At 72.9% G+C, this 19957-nt stretch carries 19 protein-coding genes; 4 read left to right on the top strand and 15 right to left on the bottom strand.

Annotated elements, in window-relative coordinates; translation table 11 throughout:
• Positions 1-50: 50 nt before the first annotated feature.
• From AB0Q99_RS06915 to AB0Q99_RS06865, 11 genes are all read right to left on the bottom strand, one after another.
• Positions 51-761 carry a spermidine synthase gene (locus AB0Q99_RS06915; RefSeq protein ID WP_363569190.1) on the bottom strand — a complete coding sequence of 237 codons (711 nt, stop codon included), beginning with the start codon at positions 759-761 and terminating at the stop codon, positions 51-53.
• Positions 762-894: 133 nt separating this feature from the next.
• Positions 895-2004 carry a putative sulfate exporter family transporter gene (locus tag AB0Q99_RS06910; protein WP_363569291.1) on the bottom strand — a complete coding sequence of 370 codons (1110 nt, stop codon included), beginning with the start codon at positions 2002-2004 and terminating at the stop codon, positions 895-897.
• Positions 2005-2063: 59 nt separating this feature from the next.
• On the bottom strand, positions 2064-2645 hold the full coding sequence (locus tag AB0Q99_RS06905) for a cysteine dioxygenase family protein (RefSeq protein WP_363569188.1): 582 nt from the start codon (positions 2643-2645) through the stop codon (positions 2064-2066).
• Positions 2646-2721: 76 nt separating this feature from the next.
• On the bottom strand, positions 2722-3627 hold the full coding sequence (locus AB0Q99_RS06900; RefSeq protein ID WP_363569290.1) for a LysR family transcriptional regulator: 906 nt from the start codon (positions 3625-3627) through the stop codon (positions 2722-2724).
• A 139-nt stretch (positions 3628-3766) separates the two neighbouring features.
• Positions 3767-4636 (bottom strand): amino acid ABC transporter permease, encoded by an 870-nt coding sequence (locus tag AB0Q99_RS06895; RefSeq protein WP_363569186.1) that lies wholly within the window; start codon positions 4634-4636, stop codon positions 3767-3769.
• Positions 4633-5277 (bottom strand): amino acid ABC transporter permease, encoded by a 645-nt coding sequence (locus AB0Q99_RS06890; protein ID WP_363569184.1) that lies wholly within the window; start codon positions 5275-5277, stop codon positions 4633-4635. Before AB0Q99_RS06890 ends, AB0Q99_RS06895 begins: the two co-directional genes overlap by 4 nt.
• A gap of 12 nt (positions 5278-5289) precedes the next feature.
• Complete coding sequence (locus AB0Q99_RS06885; protein WP_363569289.1) at positions 5290-6189, bottom strand: glutamate ABC transporter substrate-binding protein; 900 nt, start codon at positions 6187-6189, stop codon at positions 5290-5292.
• 81 nt (positions 6190-6270) lie between these two features.
• A complete protein-coding gene (locus AB0Q99_RS06880) occupies positions 6271-6990 on the bottom strand; it encodes an amino acid ABC transporter ATP-binding protein (protein WP_363569288.1) in 720 nt (239 codons plus the stop codon).
• A gap of 56 nt (positions 6991-7046) precedes the next feature.
• The gene (locus AB0Q99_RS06875) at positions 7047-7292 is read right to left on the bottom strand and encodes a LapA family protein (RefSeq protein WP_363569183.1); all 246 of its coding nucleotides are present in this window, start codon (positions 7290-7292) and stop codon (positions 7047-7049) included.
• Between the two features lie 127 nt (positions 7293-7419).
• Positions 7420-9192 carry an ABC transporter ATP-binding protein gene (locus AB0Q99_RS06870; protein ID WP_363569181.1) on the bottom strand — a complete coding sequence of 591 codons (1773 nt, stop codon included), beginning with the start codon at positions 9190-9192 and terminating at the stop codon, positions 7420-7422.
• Between the two features lie 55 nt (positions 9193-9247).
• Complete coding sequence (locus AB0Q99_RS06865; RefSeq protein WP_363569180.1) at positions 9248-11023, bottom strand: ABC transporter ATP-binding protein; 1776 nt, start codon at positions 11021-11023, stop codon at positions 9248-9250.
• Between the two features lie 537 nt (positions 11024-11560).
• Between AB0Q99_RS06865 and AB0Q99_RS06860 the strand changes: the two genes are divergently transcribed.
• A complete protein-coding gene (locus AB0Q99_RS06860; RefSeq protein WP_363569178.1) occupies positions 11561-12424 on the top strand; it encodes an aldo/keto reductase in 864 nt (287 codons plus the stop codon).
• A gap of 198 nt (positions 12425-12622) precedes the next feature.
• Here AB0Q99_RS06860 and AB0Q99_RS06855 read toward each other — a convergent pair whose 3' ends face one another.
• Complete coding sequence (locus tag AB0Q99_RS06855; protein WP_363569176.1) at positions 12623-13489, bottom strand: MarR family winged helix-turn-helix transcriptional regulator; 867 nt, start codon at positions 13487-13489, stop codon at positions 12623-12625.
• Positions 13490-13892: 403 nt separating this feature from the next.
• On the opposite strand from AB0Q99_RS06855, the gene fabG reads away from it, so the two are divergent.
• Together fabG and AB0Q99_RS06845 are read left to right on the top strand one after the other, a co-directional pair.
• Positions 13893-14660 (top strand): 3-oxoacyl-ACP reductase FabG, encoded by a 768-nt coding sequence (gene fabG / locus AB0Q99_RS06850; protein ID WP_363569174.1) that lies wholly within the window; start codon positions 13893-13895, stop codon positions 14658-14660.
• Between the two features lie 245 nt (positions 14661-14905).
• Complete coding sequence (locus tag AB0Q99_RS06845; protein ID WP_363569172.1) at positions 14906-15937, top strand: phosphatase PAP2 family protein; 1032 nt, start codon at positions 14906-14908, stop codon at positions 15935-15937.
• Here the strand turns inward: AB0Q99_RS06845 and AB0Q99_RS06840 are convergent.
• Positions 15888-16106, bottom strand: a complete 219-nt coding sequence (locus tag AB0Q99_RS06840; protein ID WP_363569170.1) for an I78 family peptidase inhibitor — start codon at positions 16104-16106, stop codon at positions 15888-15890. The genes AB0Q99_RS06845 and AB0Q99_RS06840 overlap by 50 nt on opposite strands.
• A 77-nt stretch (positions 16107-16183) precedes the next feature.
• On the opposite strand from AB0Q99_RS06840, the gene AB0Q99_RS06835 reads away from it, so the two are divergent.
• Positions 16184-16456, top strand: a complete 273-nt coding sequence (locus AB0Q99_RS06835; RefSeq protein WP_363569168.1) for a DUF6343 family protein — start codon at positions 16184-16186, stop codon at positions 16454-16456.
• A 107-nt stretch (positions 16457-16563) separates the two neighbouring features.
• On the opposite strand, the gene AB0Q99_RS06830 is transcribed toward AB0Q99_RS06835, so the two are convergent.
• On the bottom strand, positions 16564-17964 hold the full coding sequence (locus AB0Q99_RS06830; protein WP_363569166.1) for an aspartate aminotransferase family protein: 1401 nt from the start codon (positions 17962-17964) through the stop codon (positions 16564-16566).
• Positions 17954-19864, bottom strand: coding sequence for a 1-deoxy-D-xylulose-5-phosphate synthase (dxs, locus tag AB0Q99_RS06825; RefSeq protein ID WP_363569164.1), 1911 nt, complete (start codon positions 19862-19864; stop codon positions 17954-17956). The genes AB0Q99_RS06830 and dxs overlap by 11 nt, the downstream gene beginning before the upstream one ends.
• Positions 19865-19957 lie beyond the last annotated feature (93 nt).

Raw genomic sequence — 19957 nt, 5'->3', positions numbered from 1 at the left:
CCGACCGGACGGCGATCGCCAACCACCGCGCGCGGCAGCCGAGTTCGCCCTCAGTCCGCGCGCCGCGCCAGGTGCACGACGTCCGGCACCCCCCGGGACACCGGGATCTCGTGCGTCACCACGTCCGAGAAGCCCACCGCCCGCAGCGCCTCCTCGAAGGCCGGCGACGGCTGCGCGCTCCACACAGCCAGCACCCCGCCCGGCCTCAGCCGGTGCCAGAGCACCGCGAGCCCGTCCGCGCCGTACAGCCCGTTGTTGGAGTCGGTGACGGTCCAGTCCGGCCCGTTGTCGATGTCCAGGCACAGCGCGTCGTAGCGCTCGCCGTCCGCGGCCGCGAGGTACTCCAGCAGGTCGGTGTGGAGCACCGCGACCCGCTCGTCCTCGAACGCCCCGCCCGAGAAGGCGCCGAGCGGCCCGCTGCGGTGCCACTCGATGATCGCGGTCTCCCGCTCGACGATGGCGATCCGCCCCCAGCGCGGCTCGGCGGCCGCGTACGCGAGCGAGAAGCCGACCCCGAGGCCGCCGATCAGCACCGACGGCCGTTCGGTCCGGCGGCCCGTCCGGTCCAGCTCGTCCAGGGCCGCCTGGATCAGCAGCCGCTCCGAGCGCCCGTCGGCGGTGTCCATCAGGAAACAACCGTTGGCGATGATCTCGAAGTGCCGTCCACGCTGCCGCAGTACCACCTCGCCGTACGGGCCCTCCCGTCGGTCGAGCGTGACGACGGCCCCGTGGCCGTCCCGTTCCGGCAGTGCGGTGGTCATTCGTCCTCCTTGACGAACTCCGGCGGAAACCAGGGTGCGAACTCGCCGACGGGACCGCCCCCGCGCCGTCGCGGGACCGTCCCGGTGCGGACGAGTACCCGCCCGACAATAGCCGAGTCCGCACCCGGAACCGTCAGGTCGTGATCAGTACTCCCGCGTAGGAGACGCCCGCCACGACGACCCAGGAGCCCAGCCCGAGCAGGGCGATCCGCCCGCCGGTACGGATCATCGTCGGCAGGTGCACGGCGCTGCCGAGCCCGAACAGCGCCGCGGCCAGCAGCAGTTCCTGGGCGTCCCCGGCCAGGCCGAGTGCCCGCTCGGGCAGCACCCCGGTGGTCCGCAGGACGATCATCGCGAGGAACCCCGCCACGAACAGCGGCACGATCGGCGGACGGCTCCCGGTCTTCACCGGGTTCTCGGCCGACCCCTCCGCAACGCCCGGGCCCTCGGCAACGTCCGACCCCTCCGCGACGCCCGGGGCCCCTGAGGATCCCGAGGCCCCCGCAACGCCCGAAACAGCCCCCGCCCGAGACGCCCGCAGGTTCCGCCGCACCACCACGGCGACCCCCGCGACCAGCGGCGCCAGCAGCACCACCCGCATCAGCTTGACCAGCACCGCCTCCCGCAGCGCCCCCGCCCCACCCGTCTGCGCGGTGGCGACCACCTGCCCGACGTCGTGCACGCTCGCGCCGACCCAGCGCCCGAACTCCACCTCGCCAAGCCCCAGCGGGTGCTGGAGCAGCGGCAGCACGGCGATCGCCAGCGTCCCGCAGAGGGTGACCAGCGCCACCGAGGCCGCGACGTCCTCCTCCTCGCTGCCCGCCGCCTGGCTGACCGCGCCGATCGCCGAGGCCCCGCAGATCGAGTACCCGGTGGCGACCAGCAGCGGCTGGTCCCCGGGCAGGCCGAGCCGCCGGCCCAGCCAGAGCGTCCCCGCGAAGGTGGCCGCGACCACCACGAGCACCATGGCGACGGTGGCCCAGCCGAGGCCGAGCACGTCGCCCAGGCCGAGCTTGAGCCCGAGCAGGACGATCCCGGCCCGCATCAACCGCTTCCCGGCCATGGACAGCCCGGGCCGGGCGATCCCGCGGACCACCGGGCGCAGCCCGGGCAGGTGCGCCGCCGCCATGCCGAGCAGGACGGCGGCGGTGAGCTCGGGCACGGCCGGCACCACCGCGTGGACGCCCAGCGCGGCGGCCACCCCGAGGGCCGCGAGCAGCAGCCCGGGGGCGTCCCCGCGCATCGGGGGCAGTGAGTGGGTACGGGCGGCGCGTTGCCGGAGGGTGAGTGCCACGCCGCCGCTCACCGCTCCTGGTCGGCGGGCAGCCGGTAGACCCGCCGGATGCTGGTGCCGAGCCGCGAGACGTCCGCGCCGTACACGTGGATGGAGATGGCCGTGGTGCCGCAGGCGTTGCGCACCAGGTGGATGTCGCCGGGCGGGGCGAAGGCGGCGACGGTGCCGGCCGGGCCGGCCACGTGCTCGGTCTCGACCAGCCGGGCGGTGCGGCCGTCGGAGACCAGCCGGTAGCGGGTCTCGCTCTCCTGGCCGCGGTGGACACCGGCCACGCACCAGGAGACGTGGTCGTGGATCGGGGTCCGCTGTCCGGGCAGCCAGACCAGGGCGACGACGGAGAAGCTGCCGTCCTCCTCGGCGTGCAGGACGTGCTGGCGGTAGCGCTGCGGATCGCCCTCGCACTGGGCGGGGGTGAGCAGCGCGTCGGGTCCGTCCGCGGCGGCGTGCAGGTGCGGGGCGAGCCGCTCGCCGACCAGGTAGGCGGTGAGCTCCGGGGGCAGTCCGCGGTCCACGACGGCGCGGATCTCACTGATCAGCGCGGTCATCCGCTCGGTGAGCCGGTCGCTGCCGACCGTGGCTGAGGGTGTCATGCCAGCAGGTTGGGACCCACCGACCTATCACGTCCAAGGAGGGTTCGTAAGCGACATCCCCACCAAGGCTTATGTATCAGCAGCCGACCCGGCTCGCGGCCGCCTGCCGCAGGTGGTCCAGCACCAGCCCGGTGGCCGGGATCCGGCGGTGCTCGCGCAGCACGTACGCGCTCACCTGGCGCCGCAGGTGCGGCTCGACGGCCCGCCCGGTGACCTTGCGGTGGCACATGAAGGAGAGCACCAGCGCGGGCATCAGCGCGATCCCGACCCCGGCCGCGACGAGCGACTGCACCGCGAGGTTGTCGTCGGTGGAGAACACGATGTCCGGCGCGAAGCCCTCTTCCGCGCAGACGTGCAGCAGGTTGGCCCGGCACCGCGGACAGCCGGCGATCCAGCGCTCGCCGTCGAGGTCGGCGAGCCGTACGGCGTGCCGGCGGCCGAGCGGGTGCCCGACCGGCAGCAGCACCGTGAGCAGGTCCTCCATCAGCGGGATCTCGTCCAGCCCGTCCGGTACCCCGGTGGGCGCGCCCGGGTAGCGGAAGGCCAGCGCGATGTCGCACTCCCCGCGCAGCAGCCGCTGGACGGAGTCGGGCGGCTCGGCCTCCAGCAGCTCGACCCGCACGCCGGGGTGCTCGGCAAGCAGCCGGGCCATCGCCTCCGGTATCAGGGTGGCGTTGGCGCTGGGGAAGGCGCAGACCCGGACCCGCCCGGCCCGCAGCCGGGCGAGCGCGGCGAGCTGCTGCTGTGCGGCGGACATGCTGCCGAGGATCAGCTCGGCGTGCCGGGAGAGTGCCTCGCCCGCCTCGGTGAGCCGCAGTCCGCGCCCGGCGCGGGTGAACAGCGGGACGCCGACGGTGCGTTCGAGCGCCTTCATCTGCTGGGTGATGGCCGGCTGGGTGTAGCCGAGTTCACGGGCGGCGGCCGAGTAGGAGCCGGCCCGGACGACCTCGTGGAACGTCCTGATGTGCCGCGAGTCGAACACCGGCTCCATGGCCCCTCCCGCCCGGGTCGTCGTCCGGACCGTCCAGGCGGTCCCGTCCAGCCCCGCAATCATAAGAGGAATTTGGAGGTATCGACCCCGTCCCCATCCACATCTATGGTTCAGGCTCGAACCAGGCTTCTCACTGCTGCGCCGACGGCGGCAGCCCCAGCGCCACCCCGGCCTCGGCCACCGGCGCCCCGCCCCGTGCACGCGGGCTGCGCCGACTGCGCTTCTCGACGGTGCGGGCGAGCCAGGAGAGCAGCAGACACATGCCGATGTAGATCGGCGTGATCACGATCACCACCGGGATGAACGGCAGGTCGTAGTCCAGGTTGGTGGCGATCAGCTTGCCCGCGTGCAGGAACTCCTCGTAGGTGATCAGGAAGCCCAGCGAGGTGTCCTTGAGCGCGACCACCAGCTGGCTGATGATGGCCGGCAGCATCGCCCGGGTGGCCTGCGGCACCAGCACGTGGGCCATCACCTGGGTCTTGCGCAGGCCCAGCGCGTACGCCGCCTCCGACTGCCCCCTGGGCACGGCGAGCACGCCGGCCCGGAACACCTCGGCCAGCACCGAGCCGTTGTAGAGCACCAGCCCGGTCACCAGTGCCCAGAGCGGCTGCACCTTGAGGGCGACGAACACGAAGAAGATCATCACCAGCACCGGCATGGCCCGGAAGAACTCCACCACCAGCGTGCAGGACCAGCGCACCGCCCGGTGGTCGGACAGCCGCCCGGCCGCGAACAGCGCGCCGAAGGGCAGCGCGAGCAGCACCGTCCAGCCGAAGGCCTTCAGGGTGTTCCCGAGCCCGCGCAGCAGCAGCTCCTGCACGCCCCGGTACTCGAAGGCCATCCACTTCCCGTAGGTGAACTGGCCGGTGTGGAACAGCATGTAGACGACCCAGCCGATCACCGCCGCGATCAGCAGCAGCGCGATCCCCCCGTACAGCCGGTGGCGGGCGAGCGCCTTCGGGCCGGGGACGTCGTACAGCGCCGAGGCTTCAACGGTCATCGGGACACCGCCGCTCGTCGTTCCAGCAGGTTGAAGACGATGCTGATGGTCAGGGTGATGATCAGGTAGCCGACGGCGATCCAGACGAAGGTCCAGACGATGCTGTAGCCCAGCTCGTTGATGGTCCGGTAGGTGCCCAGCAGTTCGGTGACGCTGAACGCGCCGGCGATCGCCGTGTTCTTCGCCAGCGCGATCATCACACTGCCGATCGGCGCCACCACCGAGCGGTACGCCTGCGGCAGCACCACCAGGCTCATCGTCTGCCCGAAGCTCATGCCCAGGCTCCGGGCCGCCTCGCCCTGCCCGGTCGGCACGGTGTTGACGCCCGAGCGCAGCGCTTCGCAGACGAAGGCCGAGGTGTAGCAGCCGAGCGCGAGCACGGCGAAGGTGTAGAAGGGCAGGGTGATGTCGAACCGGGGCAGGCCCAGGACCACGATGAAGAACAGCAGGGTCAGCGGCGTGTTGCGCAGGATCGTCACCCACGTCGCCCCGAAGATCCGCAGCGGCCTGACCGGCGAGACCCGGAAGCTCACGATCAGCACCCCGAGCACCAGCGAGAGCACGGCGCTCACCGCGAAGAGCGAGAGCGTGCCGAGGAAGCCCTGCCAGTAGGTCGACCAGTTGTCGATCAGCGTTTTCACGGCGCGGCCCTCTCAGTACCGGTTGATCTGCGGCGGCGTCGGCGCGGCTTCCCCGGAGAGGCCGAGGGTCGCCTCGAAGGCCCGCTGCCAGTCGCCGTTCCGCTCGTGCTGCTCCAGCGCGTCGTTCAGCGCCGTGCGCAGCGCGGTGTCGCTCTTCGGCACCCCGACCCCGTAGGGCTCGGTCGAGAACAGCGGGCCGACCACCTTGAGCTCGTCCGGCACCTTGGCCGCGTAGCCGAGCAGGATCGCGTTGTCCGTGGTCACGGCGTCGACCTGGTTGGTGATCAGGTTGTCCACGCAGGCCGAGTAGGTGTCGTAGCCGATCAGTTCGGCCTTCGGGTACTGCGACTGGATGCGCTGGTACGGTGTCGAGCCGGCCGCCGAGCAGACCTTCTTGCCGGCCAGGTCCTCCGGACCGTGGACGGTGTCGTCGTTCTTGCGCACCAGCAGCGACTGCCCGGCGACGAAGTACGGCCCGGCGAAGCCGACCAGCTTCTTCCGGTTGTCGTTGATGGTGTACGTGCCGACGTAGTAGTCCACCTGGCCGTTCTGCAGCGCGGTCTCGCGGTTGGCCGAGGCGATGGTCTTGAACTGGATCTTGTCCGGCGGGAAGCCGAGGGAGGCGCCGAGCATCTTCGCGATCTCGATGTCGAAGCCGGAGTACTCGCCGGTGGCCGGGTTCTTCTGGCCCAGGTACGGCTGGTCCTCCTTGGCGCCGACCACCAGGTGGCCCCGGCTGCGGGCGGCGTCCAGGGTCGGCGAGCCGGTGATCGAGGAGGCGTCCTGCACCTGGTAGGTGGGCAGCGCGCTGGGCTGCGGACCCTTGGGCGGCGGGGTGCCGGGCTTGCCGCAGCCGGCCGCCAGGGCGGTGAGCAGCAGGGCGGCGACGACCAGGCGGCCGGACGCCCTCACCCGCACGCCGGCCTTCCCCTCCCGCGCACCGGGCTCCACCGCCACCGCGCCGGCTTTCGTCTCACGGTCCACGGCACCGCCTCAGTGCTTCAGGATCTTGGACAGGAAGTCCCGGGCGCGCTCGCTCTCGGGGGCGCCGAAGAAGTCCTCCGGGGCACGGTCCTCGACGATCCGGCCGTCCGCCATGAACACCACCCGGTTCGCGGACGCCCGGGCGAAGCCCATCTCGTGGGTGACCACGACCATCGTCATGCCCTCGTGCGCGAGCTGACGCATGACGTCCAGCACCTCGTTGATCATCTCGGGGTCGAGTGCCGAGGTGGGCTCGTCGAAGAGCAGCGCCTTGGGGTCCATCGCCAGCGCCCGGGCGATCGCGACCCGCTGCTGCTGGCCGCCGGAGAGCTGGGCCGGGTACTTGTCGGCCTGCGCCGCGAGGCCCACCCGCTCCAGCAGCGCGCGGGACCTGGCGTCGGCCTCCGCCCTGGACCGGCCGCGCACCTTGACCTGCGCGAGCGAGACGTTCTGCAGGACCGTCTTGTGCGCGAACAGGTTGAAGGACTGGAACACCATGCCGACCTCGGCCCGCAGCCGGGCGAGCCCCTTGCCCTCCTCGGGCAGCGGCTCGCCGTCGATCAGGATGGTGCCGTTCTCGATCGGTTCCAGCCGGTTGATCGCCCGGCAGAGCGTGGACTTGCCCGAGCCGGACGGTCCGATGACCACGACGACCTCGCCCCGGCCGACCGTCAACTCGATGTCCCGCAGCACGTGCAGGTCGCCGAAGTGCTTGTTGACGCCGTGCATCTCGATCAGCGGGCTGAAGGCCGAGGTACCGGTGCGGGCCGGCTCGGGATCCGCGGTCACCGGCTGCGCCGCCCCTTCAGCAGCCAGCCGAGCGCGGCACCGGCGATCAGCGTGGCCAGCAGCGCGATCCAGAGCGGCGCGGTGACGGTGAGCACCCAGAACTGGATCTTGACCTTGTCGAGGTTGGCGAACAGGAACCACACGGCGAGGACGACGAGGACGCCGATCCCGATGTAGCGGGTGGGGATCCCGCCGATCTCACCGCGCGGGGAGCGGGACGAACGGTCTGAAGTCTTGGTCACCGGAGCAGTCTGCGGGCCTGGCTGCCGTTTTGCCCGGTTACGCGCCCTCCCCAGCCTGGGAGTAACCCGCACGGGGCAATCCGACCCCGTGCGGGTTTACCGATCTCCCTCACACCCGCTGTCGCGCCTACCGCTCGTCCCGCCAGGAACGCCAGAGCGCCGCGTACGGACCGCCGGCCGCGACCAGCTCCGGGTGGCTGCCGTACTCGCTGATCCGCCCGCCCTCGACCACCGCGATCACGTCCGCGTCGTGCGCGGTGTGCAACCGGTGGGCGATGGCGATGACCGTCCGGCCCTCCAGCACCCGGGAGAGCGAGCGCTCCAGGTGCCGGGCCGCACGCGGGTCCAGCAGCGAGGTGGCCTCGTCCAGCACCAGGGTGTGCGGATCGGCCAGCACCAGCCGGGCCAGGGCCAGTTGCTGGGCCTGCGGCGGGGTCAGCGAAGTGCCCCCGGAGCCGACCTCGGTGTCCAGCCCCGCCGGCAGGGCGTCCACCCAGGCGCCGGCGTCCACCGCGTCCAGCGCCGCCCGCAGCTCGGTGTCCCCGGCATCGGGCGCGGCCAGCCGCAGGTTGTCCCGCAGGGTGCCGACGAAGACGTGGTGCTCCTGGTTGACCAGGGCCACCTCCGCGCGCACCCGCTCGGCCGGCATCCGGGACAGCGCCGTGCCGCCGAGCGTCACGCTGCCGCGGCCGGGGGCGTAGATCCCGGCCAGCAGTCGCCCGAGGGTGGACTTGCCCGCCCCGGACGGCCCGACCAGCGCGACCCGGCTGCCCGGGGCGACGTCCAGACTGATCCCGTGCAGGACGTCCGCGCCCTCGCGGTAGCCGAACCGGACGTCCCGGGCCTCCACCCGGCGGCCGTCCGGGCGGGCGGTCTCGTCCCCCTCGTGTTCCGGCACCTCGCGCACGCCGACCAGCCGGGCCAGCGAGGCCTGCCCGATCTGCAGCTCGTCGTACCAGCGCAGGATCAGGTCCACCGGGCCCGTCAGCAGCTGCGCGTACAGCACCCCGGTGGTCAACTGGCCGACGGTGATCCAGCCCTTGAGCGTGAACAGCCCGCCGAGCACCAGGGTGGCGAGCACCGCCGCGGCGTAGACCGCGTCGATGGTCGGGAACCAGACCGAGCGCAGCCAGAGGGTGTACCGCTCCCAGGCCAGCCACTCCCGCAGCTTCTGGTCGGTCAGCCCGATCCGCCGGTCGCCCAGGCGCAGCGCCTCGACCGTCCGCCCGGCGTCCACCGTCTCGGCCAGGACGGTGTTCACCGCGGCGTACCCGGCCGACTCGTTGCGGTAGGACTGCGGCGCGCGCCGGAAGTACCAGCGGGAGGTGGCCAGCAGCAGCGGCAGCCCGATCAGCGAGGTGAGCGCGAGCAGCGGCGAGGTGACCAGCAGGGCGCCGAGCACCAGCAGCAACGAGACCACGGCGACGGCGAGTTCGGGCACCGCCTCGCGCACCGACTTGTCCAGCCGGTCGACGTCGGTGGTGCCCCGGGACACCAGGTCCCCGGTGCCGGCCCGCTCCAGCACGCCGGTCGGCAGCGCGACCGAGCGGACCAGGAAGTCCTCGCGCAGGTCGGCCAGCACCCGCTCGCCGAGCACCGCGCCGCGCATCCGCGACCAGCCGGTGAAGGCGGCCTGTGCCACCAGCGCCAGCAGGTACCAGGCGACCGCCACCGTGATGGTGGACCCGGCGGTGCCGGTGGCCAGCGACTCGACCAGGCTGCCGAGCACCCAGGGCCCGACGAGTCCGGCCAGCGTGGCCACCGAGTGCAGTGCCACCACCGCGGCGAACCCGCCGCGGTGGCGCCGCGCGAGCAGCCGCAGGTACCCGCGCACCGCGGCCGGGGAGCCGACCGGCAGGGTGGCGGCCGGCTCCCGCTCCTCGTGGACGGGGGGCTTCATGACGTACTCCTCGCGGGTGGGGCAGGGCGGTGGCTGCGGCGGTGCACGAACCCGTTCACACCGCCTCACCCACCGGCTGGGCGGCTTCCTCGTCGCGGGTGACCACGGCCCGGTAGACCGGCTCGGTCCGCATCAGCTCGCGGTGCCGCCCGGCCGCGGCCACCCGGCCGTCGCGCAGCAGCACCACCCGGTCCGCCTGGTCGAGCAGCAGCGGACTGGTCGCGAAGACCACGGTGGTCCGGCCCGCCCGGGTGTCCCGCAGCCCGGTGGCGATCCTGGACTCGGTGTGCGCGTCCACCGCGCTGGTGGGCTCGTCCAGCACCAGGACCGGCGGGTCCGCCAGCAACGCGCGGGCCAGGGCGAGCCGCTGGCGCTGCCCGCCGGACAGCGAGCGCCCGCGCTCGGTGATCCGGGCGCGCATCGGATCGCCCGCGCACTCCGGCGAGCCGTCCACCAGCGCCTCCAGCACGTCGCCCGACCGGGCTGCCGCCAGCGCCTCGGCCGCCGGGACCCGCCCCGAGGACGGGATGTCGAACAGCTCGGCCAGCGTGCCGGAGAGCAGCACCGGCTCCTTGTCGTGGACCAGCACGGCCGCCCGCGCCTCGGCCAGCGGCACCGCGTCCAGCTCCGTCCCGCCGAGTCGCACGGAGGGCTGTTCCGGCTCGCCCTCGGCCCGTGGGACGTGGCCGCCGAGCCGCTCGGCGAGCGCCCCGGCGAAGTCCGGGTCCCCGCAGACCACCGCGGTCAGCTCGCCGGCCCGCGCGGTCAGCCCGCTGGCCGGGTCGTGCAGGTCGGCCTTGGCCGGCCGGGTCAGCGTGGCGCCGGTCTCGCCGCCGGTCCGGCTGAGCGACAGCACCCGGACGGCGCGCCCGGCGGAGACCCGGGCGACGCTCCAGGCGTGCGCCGCCTCACCCAGGATCCGCAGCGGCGCGGCCAGGAAGGCCGTCGCGCCGTACACCGCGATCAGGGTGCCGACGGCGAGCTCGCCGGAGGCCGCCAGCCGGGCGCCGTACCAGGTGACGCCGACCACGAACAGGCCCGGCAGCAAAACCTGTTGGGCCTGCATCAGCGACCAGATCCGGGCCGAGCGGACGGCCGCCACCCGGACCTTCTGGGAGGCGGCCCGGTACCGCTCCAGGAACAGCTCCTCACCGCCGATGCCGCGCAGCACCCGCAGCCCCGCGACCGTGTCGGCGGCCAGCTCGGTGGCCTTGCCGCCCAGTGCGCGCTGCTGCTCGTAGCGCCGCTCGAACGGCCCGATCAGCGGCCAGACCGAGGCCGCCAGCACCGGGACCCCGAGCAACACGCCGATGCCCAGCACCGGTTCGACCACCAGCACCGCCGAGCTGACGGCCAGCCAGACGATCACCGCGGACCGGACCCGGGCGATCAGCTCGACGTACCAGCCGATCCGCTCGACGTCCCCGCTGCCGACCGCGACGACCTCACCGGTGGCGATCCGACGGGACAGCCCGGTCCCGAGCCGGGAGGCCTGCCGGGCCACCAACTGCCGCATCTGGCAGGCGGCGTGGATCCAGTTCCAGACCGCTTGGCGGTGCGACAGGACGGTGCCCAGCGCGGCGCCCGCGGCCAGCAGCAGGGCGAGCCCGCCGGCCTGCCAGATCCGGCCGGCGTCACCGTCGACGGCGGCCTGCACGCCCATGCCCAGCGGTACCGGCAGGGCGGCCTGGCACCCCATTTCGAGCAGCGTCCACCAGGTGGCGAGCACCTGCCCGCGCCGCTGGCTGCGCTGCAGCCAGCGCAGGAAGGCCAGGGGGGAGGAGAGGTCGGGACTGCCGGGATCGGCCAGCGGCAGGGGGGTGAGCGGCATGACACTCCGATACGAACGGTGCGGAGGTACGGGGGAACGGAGGCCCGGGTACGGGTACGGGGAACCGGGTGCGAACGGGCACGGGCACGACCCGAGCGGCCCGGCAGCCCGACCCACCCGGACGGCCCGAGCCGACGGGCGACGGACGCGCGGCGCGACGGCGCGGCGACGTCGAGGCGTCCGGAGGGAGCGCCGGACGAACACGGGAAGGGCGCGAAGGGCCCGGATCTCAGGAGGTCATGTCCGCGAGCCTGCCAACCCCGGTGTGACCCTCGCAACAGGTTTTCCGCCGCCGCGTCCACCCCGCGGTCCACCCGACGGCACACCCCGCCGCCTGCCCGGCCGCCCACCCGGCCCGGCCGCCCCTCCCCCTCCCCCGCCCGCTCCCCGCCCCGTACGGCCCGCACGGCCCCGCACGGCCCCGCACAGCCCCTGCAAACCTTCACCCAAGATTCGCCCGTTCGGCGGGAACAATCACGTTCCGGTGCCAGTTGCCCCCCACTGGAAAGACCTACGACCAGGAGGGCACCCCGTCCCGTGAGCAACATCCCCAGCGTCACCCTCAACGACGGCACGACCATCCCGCAGCTCGGCTTCGGCGTGTGGCAGGTCCCGGACGGCGAGGCCACCGCGGCCGTCCGCTCCGCGATCGACGCGGGCTACCGCTCGATCGACACCGCGGCCATCTACGAGAACGAGGCCGGCACCGGCGCGGCGATCGCCGAGGCGCTGGCGGGCGGCGTCGCCCGTGAGGACCTCTACATCACCACCAAGCTGTGGAACTCGGGCACCCGCGACTGGTCCGGCGAGCAGGGCCGGGACGCGGTGCTGCGCGAGTTCGACGCCTCGTTGGACAAGCTCGGCCTCGACTACCTCGACCTGTACCTGATCCACTGGCCGCGCCCGATGCACGGCAGCTACCTCAACGTCTGGAAGGCCTTCGAGCAGCTGAAGGCGGACGGCCGGGTCAAGTCGATCGGCGTCTCCAACTTCGACACCGAGCAGCTGACCCGCCTGCTCGACGAGGCCTCGGTCGTCCCGGTGCTGAACCAGGTCGAGCTGCACCCGTACTTCCCGCAGGAGGAGCTGCGCGCCTTCCACGCCCGGCACGGCATCGCCACCGAGGCGTGGAGCCCGCTGGGCCAGGGCGGGGAGCTGCTCGCCGAGCCGGCCCTGGTGAAGGTCGCCGAGAAGCACGGCCGCACGGTCGCCCAGGTGGTGCTCCGCTGGCACCTGCAGAGCGGCGTGATCGCCATCCCGAAGTCGGTCACCCCGTCCCGGATCCGGGAGAACCTGGACGTCGCCGGCTTCGAGCTGGACGCCGAGGACCTCGCGGCGATCGCCGCCGTCGCCACCGGCGAGCGGATCGGCCCGGACCCGCAGGGCTTCGACTGGAACTGACGCCGGCCCGGGGCCCGGAATCCGGGCCCCGGGGAGCACCCGCGACGGGCCCCGAGCGGCCCTGAACGCCGGTCACGCTGAAGAGCGCCCGCCCCGTACGGGGCGGGCGCTCTTCAGCGTGCGCGATTCACGACACCAACGGGCAGGAGCCCGCAGTACGTTGGCGAATCGTTTTGGCTCCTGTTACCAATGCTTGGCCTAAAGCCTGGCCGCCTTGCCGATGAGCACGAGGGCGGCCTCGTGCTCGCCGTCCTCCAGCGGAGCCAGCAGCAGCCGCTGGACCTCGGCCACGCCGGCGGCCGAGCGGTGCAGCAGGTCCTGTCCCGCCGGTGAGAGCGAGAGCAGGTTGCGCCGCCCGTCCGAGGGGTCGCGCCGGCGCTGCACCAGACCGCGGCGCACCAGTCGGCTGACCATCTCGGCCATGGTGGCCTTGTCCAGCGAGGCCAGCTCGCCGACCGTGCGCTGGTCGGCGCCCGGTTCCAGCTCCAGCGCGTCCAGCACCGCGTACTGCGGGGCCGTCAGCTCGGAGCCGACGTGCTCCGACCAGAGCTTGGTGTGCACCTGCTGGCTGACCCTGATCAGGTAGCCGATCGCCCGCTGGGCGTCCAGTATCGGCCGCGCGTCCGTGAAGACGGCGACCGCCGCGGGCTCCAGCCTGGCTATCTTGGCCATCACCCGGACGATCTCGACCTGCTCCTCCGCCGTGAGCGGCTCGAACAGGACGCGCTGCACGCGGACAACACCGCCGGTGGCCTCGCGCACCGCCTGGGCGCCGCTCTGCGAGAGAGCGAGCAGCTTGCGCCGGCCGTCGGCCGGGTCGCGCCTGCGCAGTACCAGGCCGCGGCGGACCAGCCGCGCGACCATCTCCGCCATCGTGGCCTTGTCCAGCGAGGCCCGCTCGCCGACCGTGCGCTGGTCCGCGCCCGGTTCGAGGGCCAGGACCAGCAGTACGGCGAACTGTGGAGCCGTGAGATCGGCTCCGACGTGCTCGGACCACAGACGGGTGTGAACCTGCTGTGCAACGCGAATCAGGTGACCGGGCGACTGCTGCAGTCGCGCGGACACGCGGGTTGTCGGGATCTCCCCCAGCACCATGTATCCGTCCCGATGTCACACCCGGTGTGTGTGGGACACCCGGGTGGGGCAGTAACGGCGAGTGGGCGTCCAGCTATGAGGGAGGGCGCTCCAGCCGTGCAGCCGGTGGCTGCTGGCGGACACTATACAAACGGCGGGCCCTTGCTGGCAGGCAGGGGCGGATAGTAGACGCAGGTTCGGCAACATTGGCATATTTACGCGCTGCGACACCCTTGCAGTAACCCGTTCTCAGCAGAAAGCCGACCGGTCGGTCCTTACCGACCGTCACCTGCGCCTCTCCGCTCTGGCCGCCCTCCCTACTCGCCGGTAGGGTGTGGCCACCCTCTCCGGGGGCTCTCCCCGGAGGCGGTCCCCGAGAGAGACGAGAGCGAGCATGACCGAGCAGAGCACCGCCCCCCGGGTCGCCGTCGTCACCGGCGCCGCCCGCGGCCTGGGTGCCGCCACCGCCGTCCGGCTGGCCGCCGACGGCTTCGCGGTCGCCGTCCTGGACCTGGACGAGGCGGCCGGCAAGGACACCGTCGACCGGATCACCGCCGCTGGCGGCAAGGCCCTGGCCGTCGGCGCCGACGTCTCGGACGCCGAGCAGGTCCAGGCCGCCGTCGACCGCGTGGTCGCCGAGCTGGGCACTCCGGTCGTCCTGGTCAACAACGCGGGCGTGCTCCGCGACAACCTGCTCTTCAAGATGTCCGAGTCCGACTGGGACACGGTCATGAACGTTCACCTCCGCGGCGCCTTCCTGATGACCCGCGCGGTGCAGAAGCACATGGTCGACGCCGGTTTCGGCCGCATCGTCAACCTGTCCTCCTCCTCGGCCCAGGGCAACCGCGGCCAGGCCAACTACTCGGCCGCCAAGGCCGGCCTGCAGGGCTTCACCAAGACTTTGGCCATCGAGCTGGGCAAGTTCGGCATCACCGCCAACGCGGTCGCCCCCGGCTTCATCGCCACGGACATGACGGCGGCCACCGCCGCCCGGGTCGGCATGGACTTCGAGGACTTCAAGCGGGCCGCGGCCTCGCAGATCCCGGTCCAGCGGGTCGGTCAGCCCGAGGACGTCGCCCACACCATCGCGTTCCTGGCGAGCGAGGGCGCCGGTTTCGTCTCCGGCCAGGTGATCTACGTCGCGGGCGGTCCGCTCGACTGAGCCCCCTCGACTGAGCACGCAACCTACACAGGGTTACCACGGAGTGGGAAGCCAGGCAGACCGGCCTCCCGCTCCGTTTCCTTTACCGGCACTTTTGCAGAATCATTCGAAGACCACACTGGTATTCGATCCCGGAATAGCGGAAATCACTCCCCGGGCCGTCCCGGGCGGATCCGATTGTCGATTTCCCGGGAAAATGACAATTCCCTCCGGAATGACCCTGCCCGGATGGGTAAGGTCACCCCGTGCAATCCAGAAGCACCCCCGCTCCCATTCCGCGGCAGGGACCGCGGCAGGGGCCGGAACACCACACCGCCCCCACCGGCCCGGGACGGCCCGCCACCCCCGCCACCCCCGGCGGCGCCCGCGGCCCGATCGGCCCCGGCCACCACCGGCCCGATCACCGCCGGCCCGACCAGCGACGACCCGACCCCCGGCAGTCCGACCCCGGACAGTCCCACCCCCGGCAGCCCGGCCGCAGCCACCCCGACCGCCGCGGCCCCACCGGTCCCGACCACCGCGAACCGGGCTGGCCGCCGATGAGCCGGCGGCAGGCCGCCCTGCTCGCCGCCACACTCGTCGTCTACCTGCTGGTGCTGGCCGGCGTCCTGCTCAACACCGCCCTGGTCGACCTCGACTGGTCGGTCCGGCTGCTGCGCCCGTACGAGCGGTGGCCCCGGCCGGAGCCGCTGCTCGACACCTGGGTGGTCGCCGGACAGCGCGGCCCCTCGGCGATCGCCGCCTTCGCCTGGCTCGCCTGGCGCGCCCACCGGCTCGGCCGGCTGCGCCCGCTGCTGGTCATGGGCGTCGCCCTGCTGCTGCTCAACATCACGGTCGGCGCGGTGAAGATCGTCACCGGCCGCCTCGGCCCGCACTACGCCCAGTACGTCGGCTCGCCCGAGCTCTTCTCCGGCGGCACCATCTTCCCGTCCGGCCACACCGCCAACGCGGTCGTCACCTGGGGGGTGCTGGCCTACCTCGCGGTCCGCTGGCGTCGCACCGGTGCGGTGATCGCCGCCGCCACCGCCTGCTCGATCGGCCTGACCACGGTCTACCTGGGCACCCACTGGGTCACCGACGTGCTGGCCGGCTGGGCCGCCGGACTGCTCGTCCTGCTCTCGCTGCCGCTGCTGGAACCCCTGGTCGCCGCCGCCGAGCACCGGCTGCACCGCCGGTTCGGCCGCCGCCCGTCGCCCTACTGGGCTCGACCGGCACGGGAAGCGGGCGCTACCCCTCCCAGCTCCGCTCGACCACGCCGTCCCGCACCGCGAGGTTGAGCCGCCCCTCCCGGTACTCCATCGTCATCAGCTCCCCCGGTTCCAGCACCCGGACCGAGGCCCAGCCGTGTCGCCGGGCCAGCTCCCGGGCCCGCTCGACCCGCAGGCCCGCGTACCCCTCGGCATCCGCCCCCGCGGCACCCGACCCCACCGTGTCCGAACCCGACATCGCGCCTCCCCCGGCCAGCTCCCTCGGACGTACGCTGGAATCGTAGCCCGACCCGCGCGGTCCGGAGGTGAACCGTCATGCGCACCAGGACCCCGCGCCGGTGGCACAGCGGCACCGAGCCGGCCACCGCCCGCAGCGACCTCAAGCTCCGCTACCTGCTCTCGCTCGTCTTCACGCCGCTGTTCGTCCTGGCCACGGCGGGCTTCGCCCTCTGGGCGGCCGCCTCCCCCGTCGACGGCGTCCCCAGCCGGGGCACGCTGACCGGCTTCGCCATCGCCTGCGGGCTGCTCTCCCTGTTCGCCGTCGTCGATCTCGTGGTGGTCATCCGGCGTCGCCGGACCGAGCTCTGACGCGGTGTCTCCCACGGAGTGGGAAGTCGGCCCGGCCGACTTCCCACTCCTCGCGTCCGACCCGTACCCGACCCGGCCCGTACCCGACCCGGATCCGCCCCCGGGCCTCAGCGGCCGCCGACCGCCTGTTTCACCAGCGTCCGCCCGAAGTCCCACATCAGCCCGCTGCCCCGGTGGGCCTCGTCCATGATGTCGGTGAAGGCGTCCATGAACCGGTCGACATCCCGCTCGGTGATGATCAGCGGCGGAATCAGTTTGATCACTTCCAGGTGGTCCCCGGACACCTGGGTCAGGATCCGGTGCCGCTGCAGCAGCGGGACCACGACCATCTGCGCGAAGAGTCCCTTGCGGGCCGCCTGCAGGGCCGTCCACCCGGTCCGCAGCTTGAGCGACTTGGGCCGGCCGAACTCGATGCCGATCATCAGCCCGCGCCCGCGCACCTCGGCGAGCAGTTCGTACCGGTCGACCAGCGCGGTCAACCGCTCGCGGAGCCGGTCGCCCACCTGGCGGGCGTTCTCCACCACCTTCTCGTCCCGCATCACCTCCAGGGTCGCCAGCCCGGCCGCCATCGCCTGGGCGTTCGACCCGAAGCTGGCCGAGTGCACCAGCACCCGGTCCATCGAGGAGTACACCTTCTCGAAGATCCAGCCCTTGCCGAGCGTCGCCCCCACCGGCACGTACCCGCCGGAGAGCGCCTTGGCCGCGCAGACCAGGTCGGGCAGCACGCCGTCCTCGTGCTGGTAGGCGAAGAACTCGCCGGTGCGGCCGAGCCCGGTCTGCACCTCGTCGCAGATCAGCAGCGCCCGGTGCTCGTGCAGCAGCGCCTGGGCGGCGCGCAGCCAGCCGGGCGGCGGTGCCTGGACGCCCTTGCCCTGGATCGGTTCCACGATCAGCGCCGCGACGTCGCCGCGCTTCAGCTCCTTCGCCAGCGCCCCGAGGTCGCCGAGCGGGATGGCGGTGTCCGGGAGCAGCGGGTCGAAGCCCTTGCGGAAGCCGCTCTCCCCGTTGACCGAGAGCGAGCCGGTGGTCAGGCCGTGGAAGGCGTGGTCTGCGTAGAGGATCCGCCGGCGTCCGGTGGCGTACCGGGCGAACTTCAGCGCGGTCTCGACCGCTTCCGTCCCGCTGTTGCCGAAGAACACCCGGTCCAGTCCGGGCGCGTACGACAGCAGCCGCTCGGCCAGCAGTCCGGGCAGCGGCGAGCAGTCGAAGCGGACCAGGTCCGGCAGGTCCAGGTCCATCACCTGCTGGATCGCCGAGCGCACCACCGGGTGGTGGCGGCCGAGCGCGAAGATGCCGAAGCCGGCCAGCATGTCGAGGTACTCGTTGCCCTCGGCGTCGTAGAAGTACTGCCCCTCGGCCCGCTCGTAGTACTTGTCGAAGCCGATGGCGTGGAGCATCCGGGACAGCTGCGGGTTGAGGTAGCGGCTGTTCAACTCGTAGCGCTCGCCGCCGCGTTCGGCGAGGAGGGCGGCGAGGTCGAAGGCGGGGCGGTCGGGGTCAGCCGGCATGGCGCGGGTTCGCTCCTCGGGTCGGTAGCAGGTTCTTGGCGAAGACGGCGGTCTGGGCGGCGACGCCGGTCCCGGTCAGCCCGGCCTCCTCCAGGATCTCTCCGCGCGAGGCGTGCCCGAGGAACTCCTGGGGCAGGCCCAGCACCCGCACCGGTACGTCCACGTCGGCGTCGCGCAGCGCCTGGGCGATCGCCGAACCGACCCCGCCGGTGCGGCCGTTGTCCTCGACGGTGACCACCAGCCGGTGGGCGGCGGCCAGTTCGGGCAGCGCCGGGTCGACCGGTTTGACCCAGCGCGGGTCGACCACCGTCGCGGTGAAGCCCTCGGCGAGCAGCAGCCGGGCGGCGTCCAGGCAGGCCGGGGCGGTGGTGCCGACGGCGACCAGCAGGATCTGGGCCGGCCGCCCGGTGCGCAGCAGCACGTCCACTCCGCCGATCCGCTCGACGGCCGGCACGGCGGGGCCGACGGTCCCCTTCGGGAAGCGCACGACCGTCGGCGCGTCCCCGACCTCCACGGCCTCGCGCAGCTGGGCCCGCAGCTGGTCGGCGTCACGCGGCGCGGCGAGCCGCAGGCCCGGGACGACCTGCAGGATCGACATGTCCCACATGCCGTTGTGCGAGGCGCCGTCCGGCCCGGTCACCCCGGAGCGGTCGAGCACGAAGGTGACGCCCAGCCGGTGCAGGGCGACGTCCATCAGGACCTGGTCGAAGGCCCGGTTCAGGAAGGTCGCGTACACCGCGACCACCGGGTGCAGCCCGCCGGTCGCCAGCCCGGCGGCGCTGGTGACGGCGTGCTGCTCGGCGATCCCGACGTCGAAGGTCCGCGCCGGGTAGGCCTTGGCGAACGGTGCCAGGCCCACCGGCTGCAGCATGGCCGCGGTGATCGCCACCAGCTCCGGGTGCTCCGCGCCGAGCGCGAGCAGTTCCTCGCCGAACACCGAGGTCCAGGAGACGCCGCCGCTGGGCGAGATCGGCAGGCAGGTGTACGGGTCGATCGGGTTGACGGCGTGGAAGCGGTCGGCCTCGTCCTGCTCGGCGGGGCGGTAGCCGCGCCCCTTGACGGTCAGGCAGTGCACGATGACCGGCCCGCCGAAGTTGCGGGCCTGGCGCAGCGCCTGCTCGACCGCTCCCAGGTCGTGGCCGTCGATCGGCCCGAGGTACTTGAGGCCGAGGTCCTCGAACATGCCCTGCGGGGCGAAGGCGTCCTTGAACCCCTTCTTGGCGCCGTGCAGCGCGTCGAAGATCGGCTGGCCGACCAGCGGGGTGCGCTGCAGCGCCTCCTTGCCGAGGGCGAGGAAGCGCTCGTAGCCCTGGGTGGTGCGCAGGGTGGCGAGGTGGTTGGCGAGGCCGCCGATGGTCCTGGCGTAGGAGCGCTCGTTGTCGTTGACGACGATGACCAGCGGCCGGTCCCGGGCCTCGGCGATGTTGTTGAGCGCCTCCCAGGCGAGCCCGCCGGTGAGCGCGCCGTCGCCGATCACCGCGACGGTGTGCCGGTCGTGCTGGCCGAGCAGCCGGGCGGCCTTGGCCAGGCCGTCGGCGTAGGAGAGCGCGGTGGAGGCGTGCGAGTTCTCGACCAGGTCGTGCTCGGACTCGGCCCGCGAGGGGTAGCCGGAGAGTCCGCCCCGCATCCGCAGCCGGGCGAAGTCCTGGCGGCCGGTGAGCAGCTTGTGGACGTAGCTCTGGTGGCCGGTGTCGAAGACGATCCGGTCGTAGGGCGAGTCGAAGACCCGGTGCAGCGCGATGGTGAGCTCCACCACGCCGAGGTTGGGCCCGAGGTGTCCGCCGGTGCGGGTGACGGCGTCGATCAGGAAGTCGCGGATCTCGTCGGCGAGCAGCGGGAGTTCGGCCGCCGGGAGCTTGCGCAGCTCGGCCGGCGAGGTGACGCGGGAGAGCAGTGACATGGGAACACCTCACGACGGGAAGCGGTGCGGTGATGCCTCCGCCCGACTGCGGGCGGAGCCGGCCCGGGCGCGGGCCCGGGCCGGGGTGCCGAC

It is taken from the genome of Kitasatospora sp. NPDC086791 (assembly GCF_040685975.1).
Classification (GTDB): domain Bacteria; phylum Actinomycetota; class Actinomycetes; order Streptomycetales; family Streptomycetaceae; genus Kitasatospora.
The sequence above is the reverse complement of the archived record's forward strand: the minus strand, read 5'-3'. Positions and strand labels throughout refer to the sequence as shown.

Coding starts and splice junctions, on each gene's coding strand:
- AB0Q99_RS06915 (WP_363569190.1), bottom strand. CDS start 761: ATGACCACCGCACTGCCGGAACGGGACGGCCACGGGGCCGTCGTCACG.
- AB0Q99_RS06910 (WP_363569291.1), bottom strand. CDS start 2,004: ATGCGCGGGGACGCCCCCGGGCTGCTGCTCGCGGCCCTCGGGGTGGCC.
- AB0Q99_RS06905 (WP_363569188.1), bottom strand. CDS start 2,645: ATGACACCCTCAGCCACGGTCGGCAGCGACCGGCTCACCGAGCGGATG.
- AB0Q99_RS06895 (WP_363569186.1), bottom strand. CDS start 4,636: ATGACCGTTGAAGCCTCGGCGCTGTACGACGTCCCCGGCCCGAAGGCG.
- AB0Q99_RS06880 (WP_363569288.1), bottom strand. CDS start 6,990: ATGCACGGCGTCAACAAGCACTTCGGCGACCTGCACGTGCTGCGGGAC.
- AB0Q99_RS06870 (WP_363569181.1), bottom strand. CDS start 9,192: ATGAAGCCCCCCGTCCACGAGGAGCGGGAGCCGGCCGCCACCCTGCCG.
- AB0Q99_RS06865 (WP_363569180.1), bottom strand. CDS start 11,023: ATGCCGCTCACCCCCCTGCCGCTGGCCGATCCCGGCAGTCCCGACCTC.
- fabG (WP_363569174.1), top strand. CDS start 13,893: ATGACCGAGCAGAGCACCGCCCCCCGGGTCGCCGTCGTCACCGGCGCC.
- AB0Q99_RS06840 (WP_363569170.1), bottom strand. CDS start 16,106: ATGTCGGGTTCGGACACGGTGGGGTCGGGTGCCGCGGGGGCGGATGCC.
- AB0Q99_RS06835 (WP_363569168.1), top strand. CDS start 16,184: ATGCGCACCAGGACCCCGCGCCGGTGGCACAGCGGCACCGAGCCGGCC.
- AB0Q99_RS06830 (WP_363569166.1), bottom strand. CDS start 17,964: ATGCCGGCTGACCCCGACCGCCCCGCCTTCGACCTCGCCGCCCTCCTC.
- dxs (WP_363569164.1), bottom strand. CDS start 19,864: ATGTCACTGCTCTCCCGCGTCACCTCGCCGGCCGAGCTGCGCAAGCTC.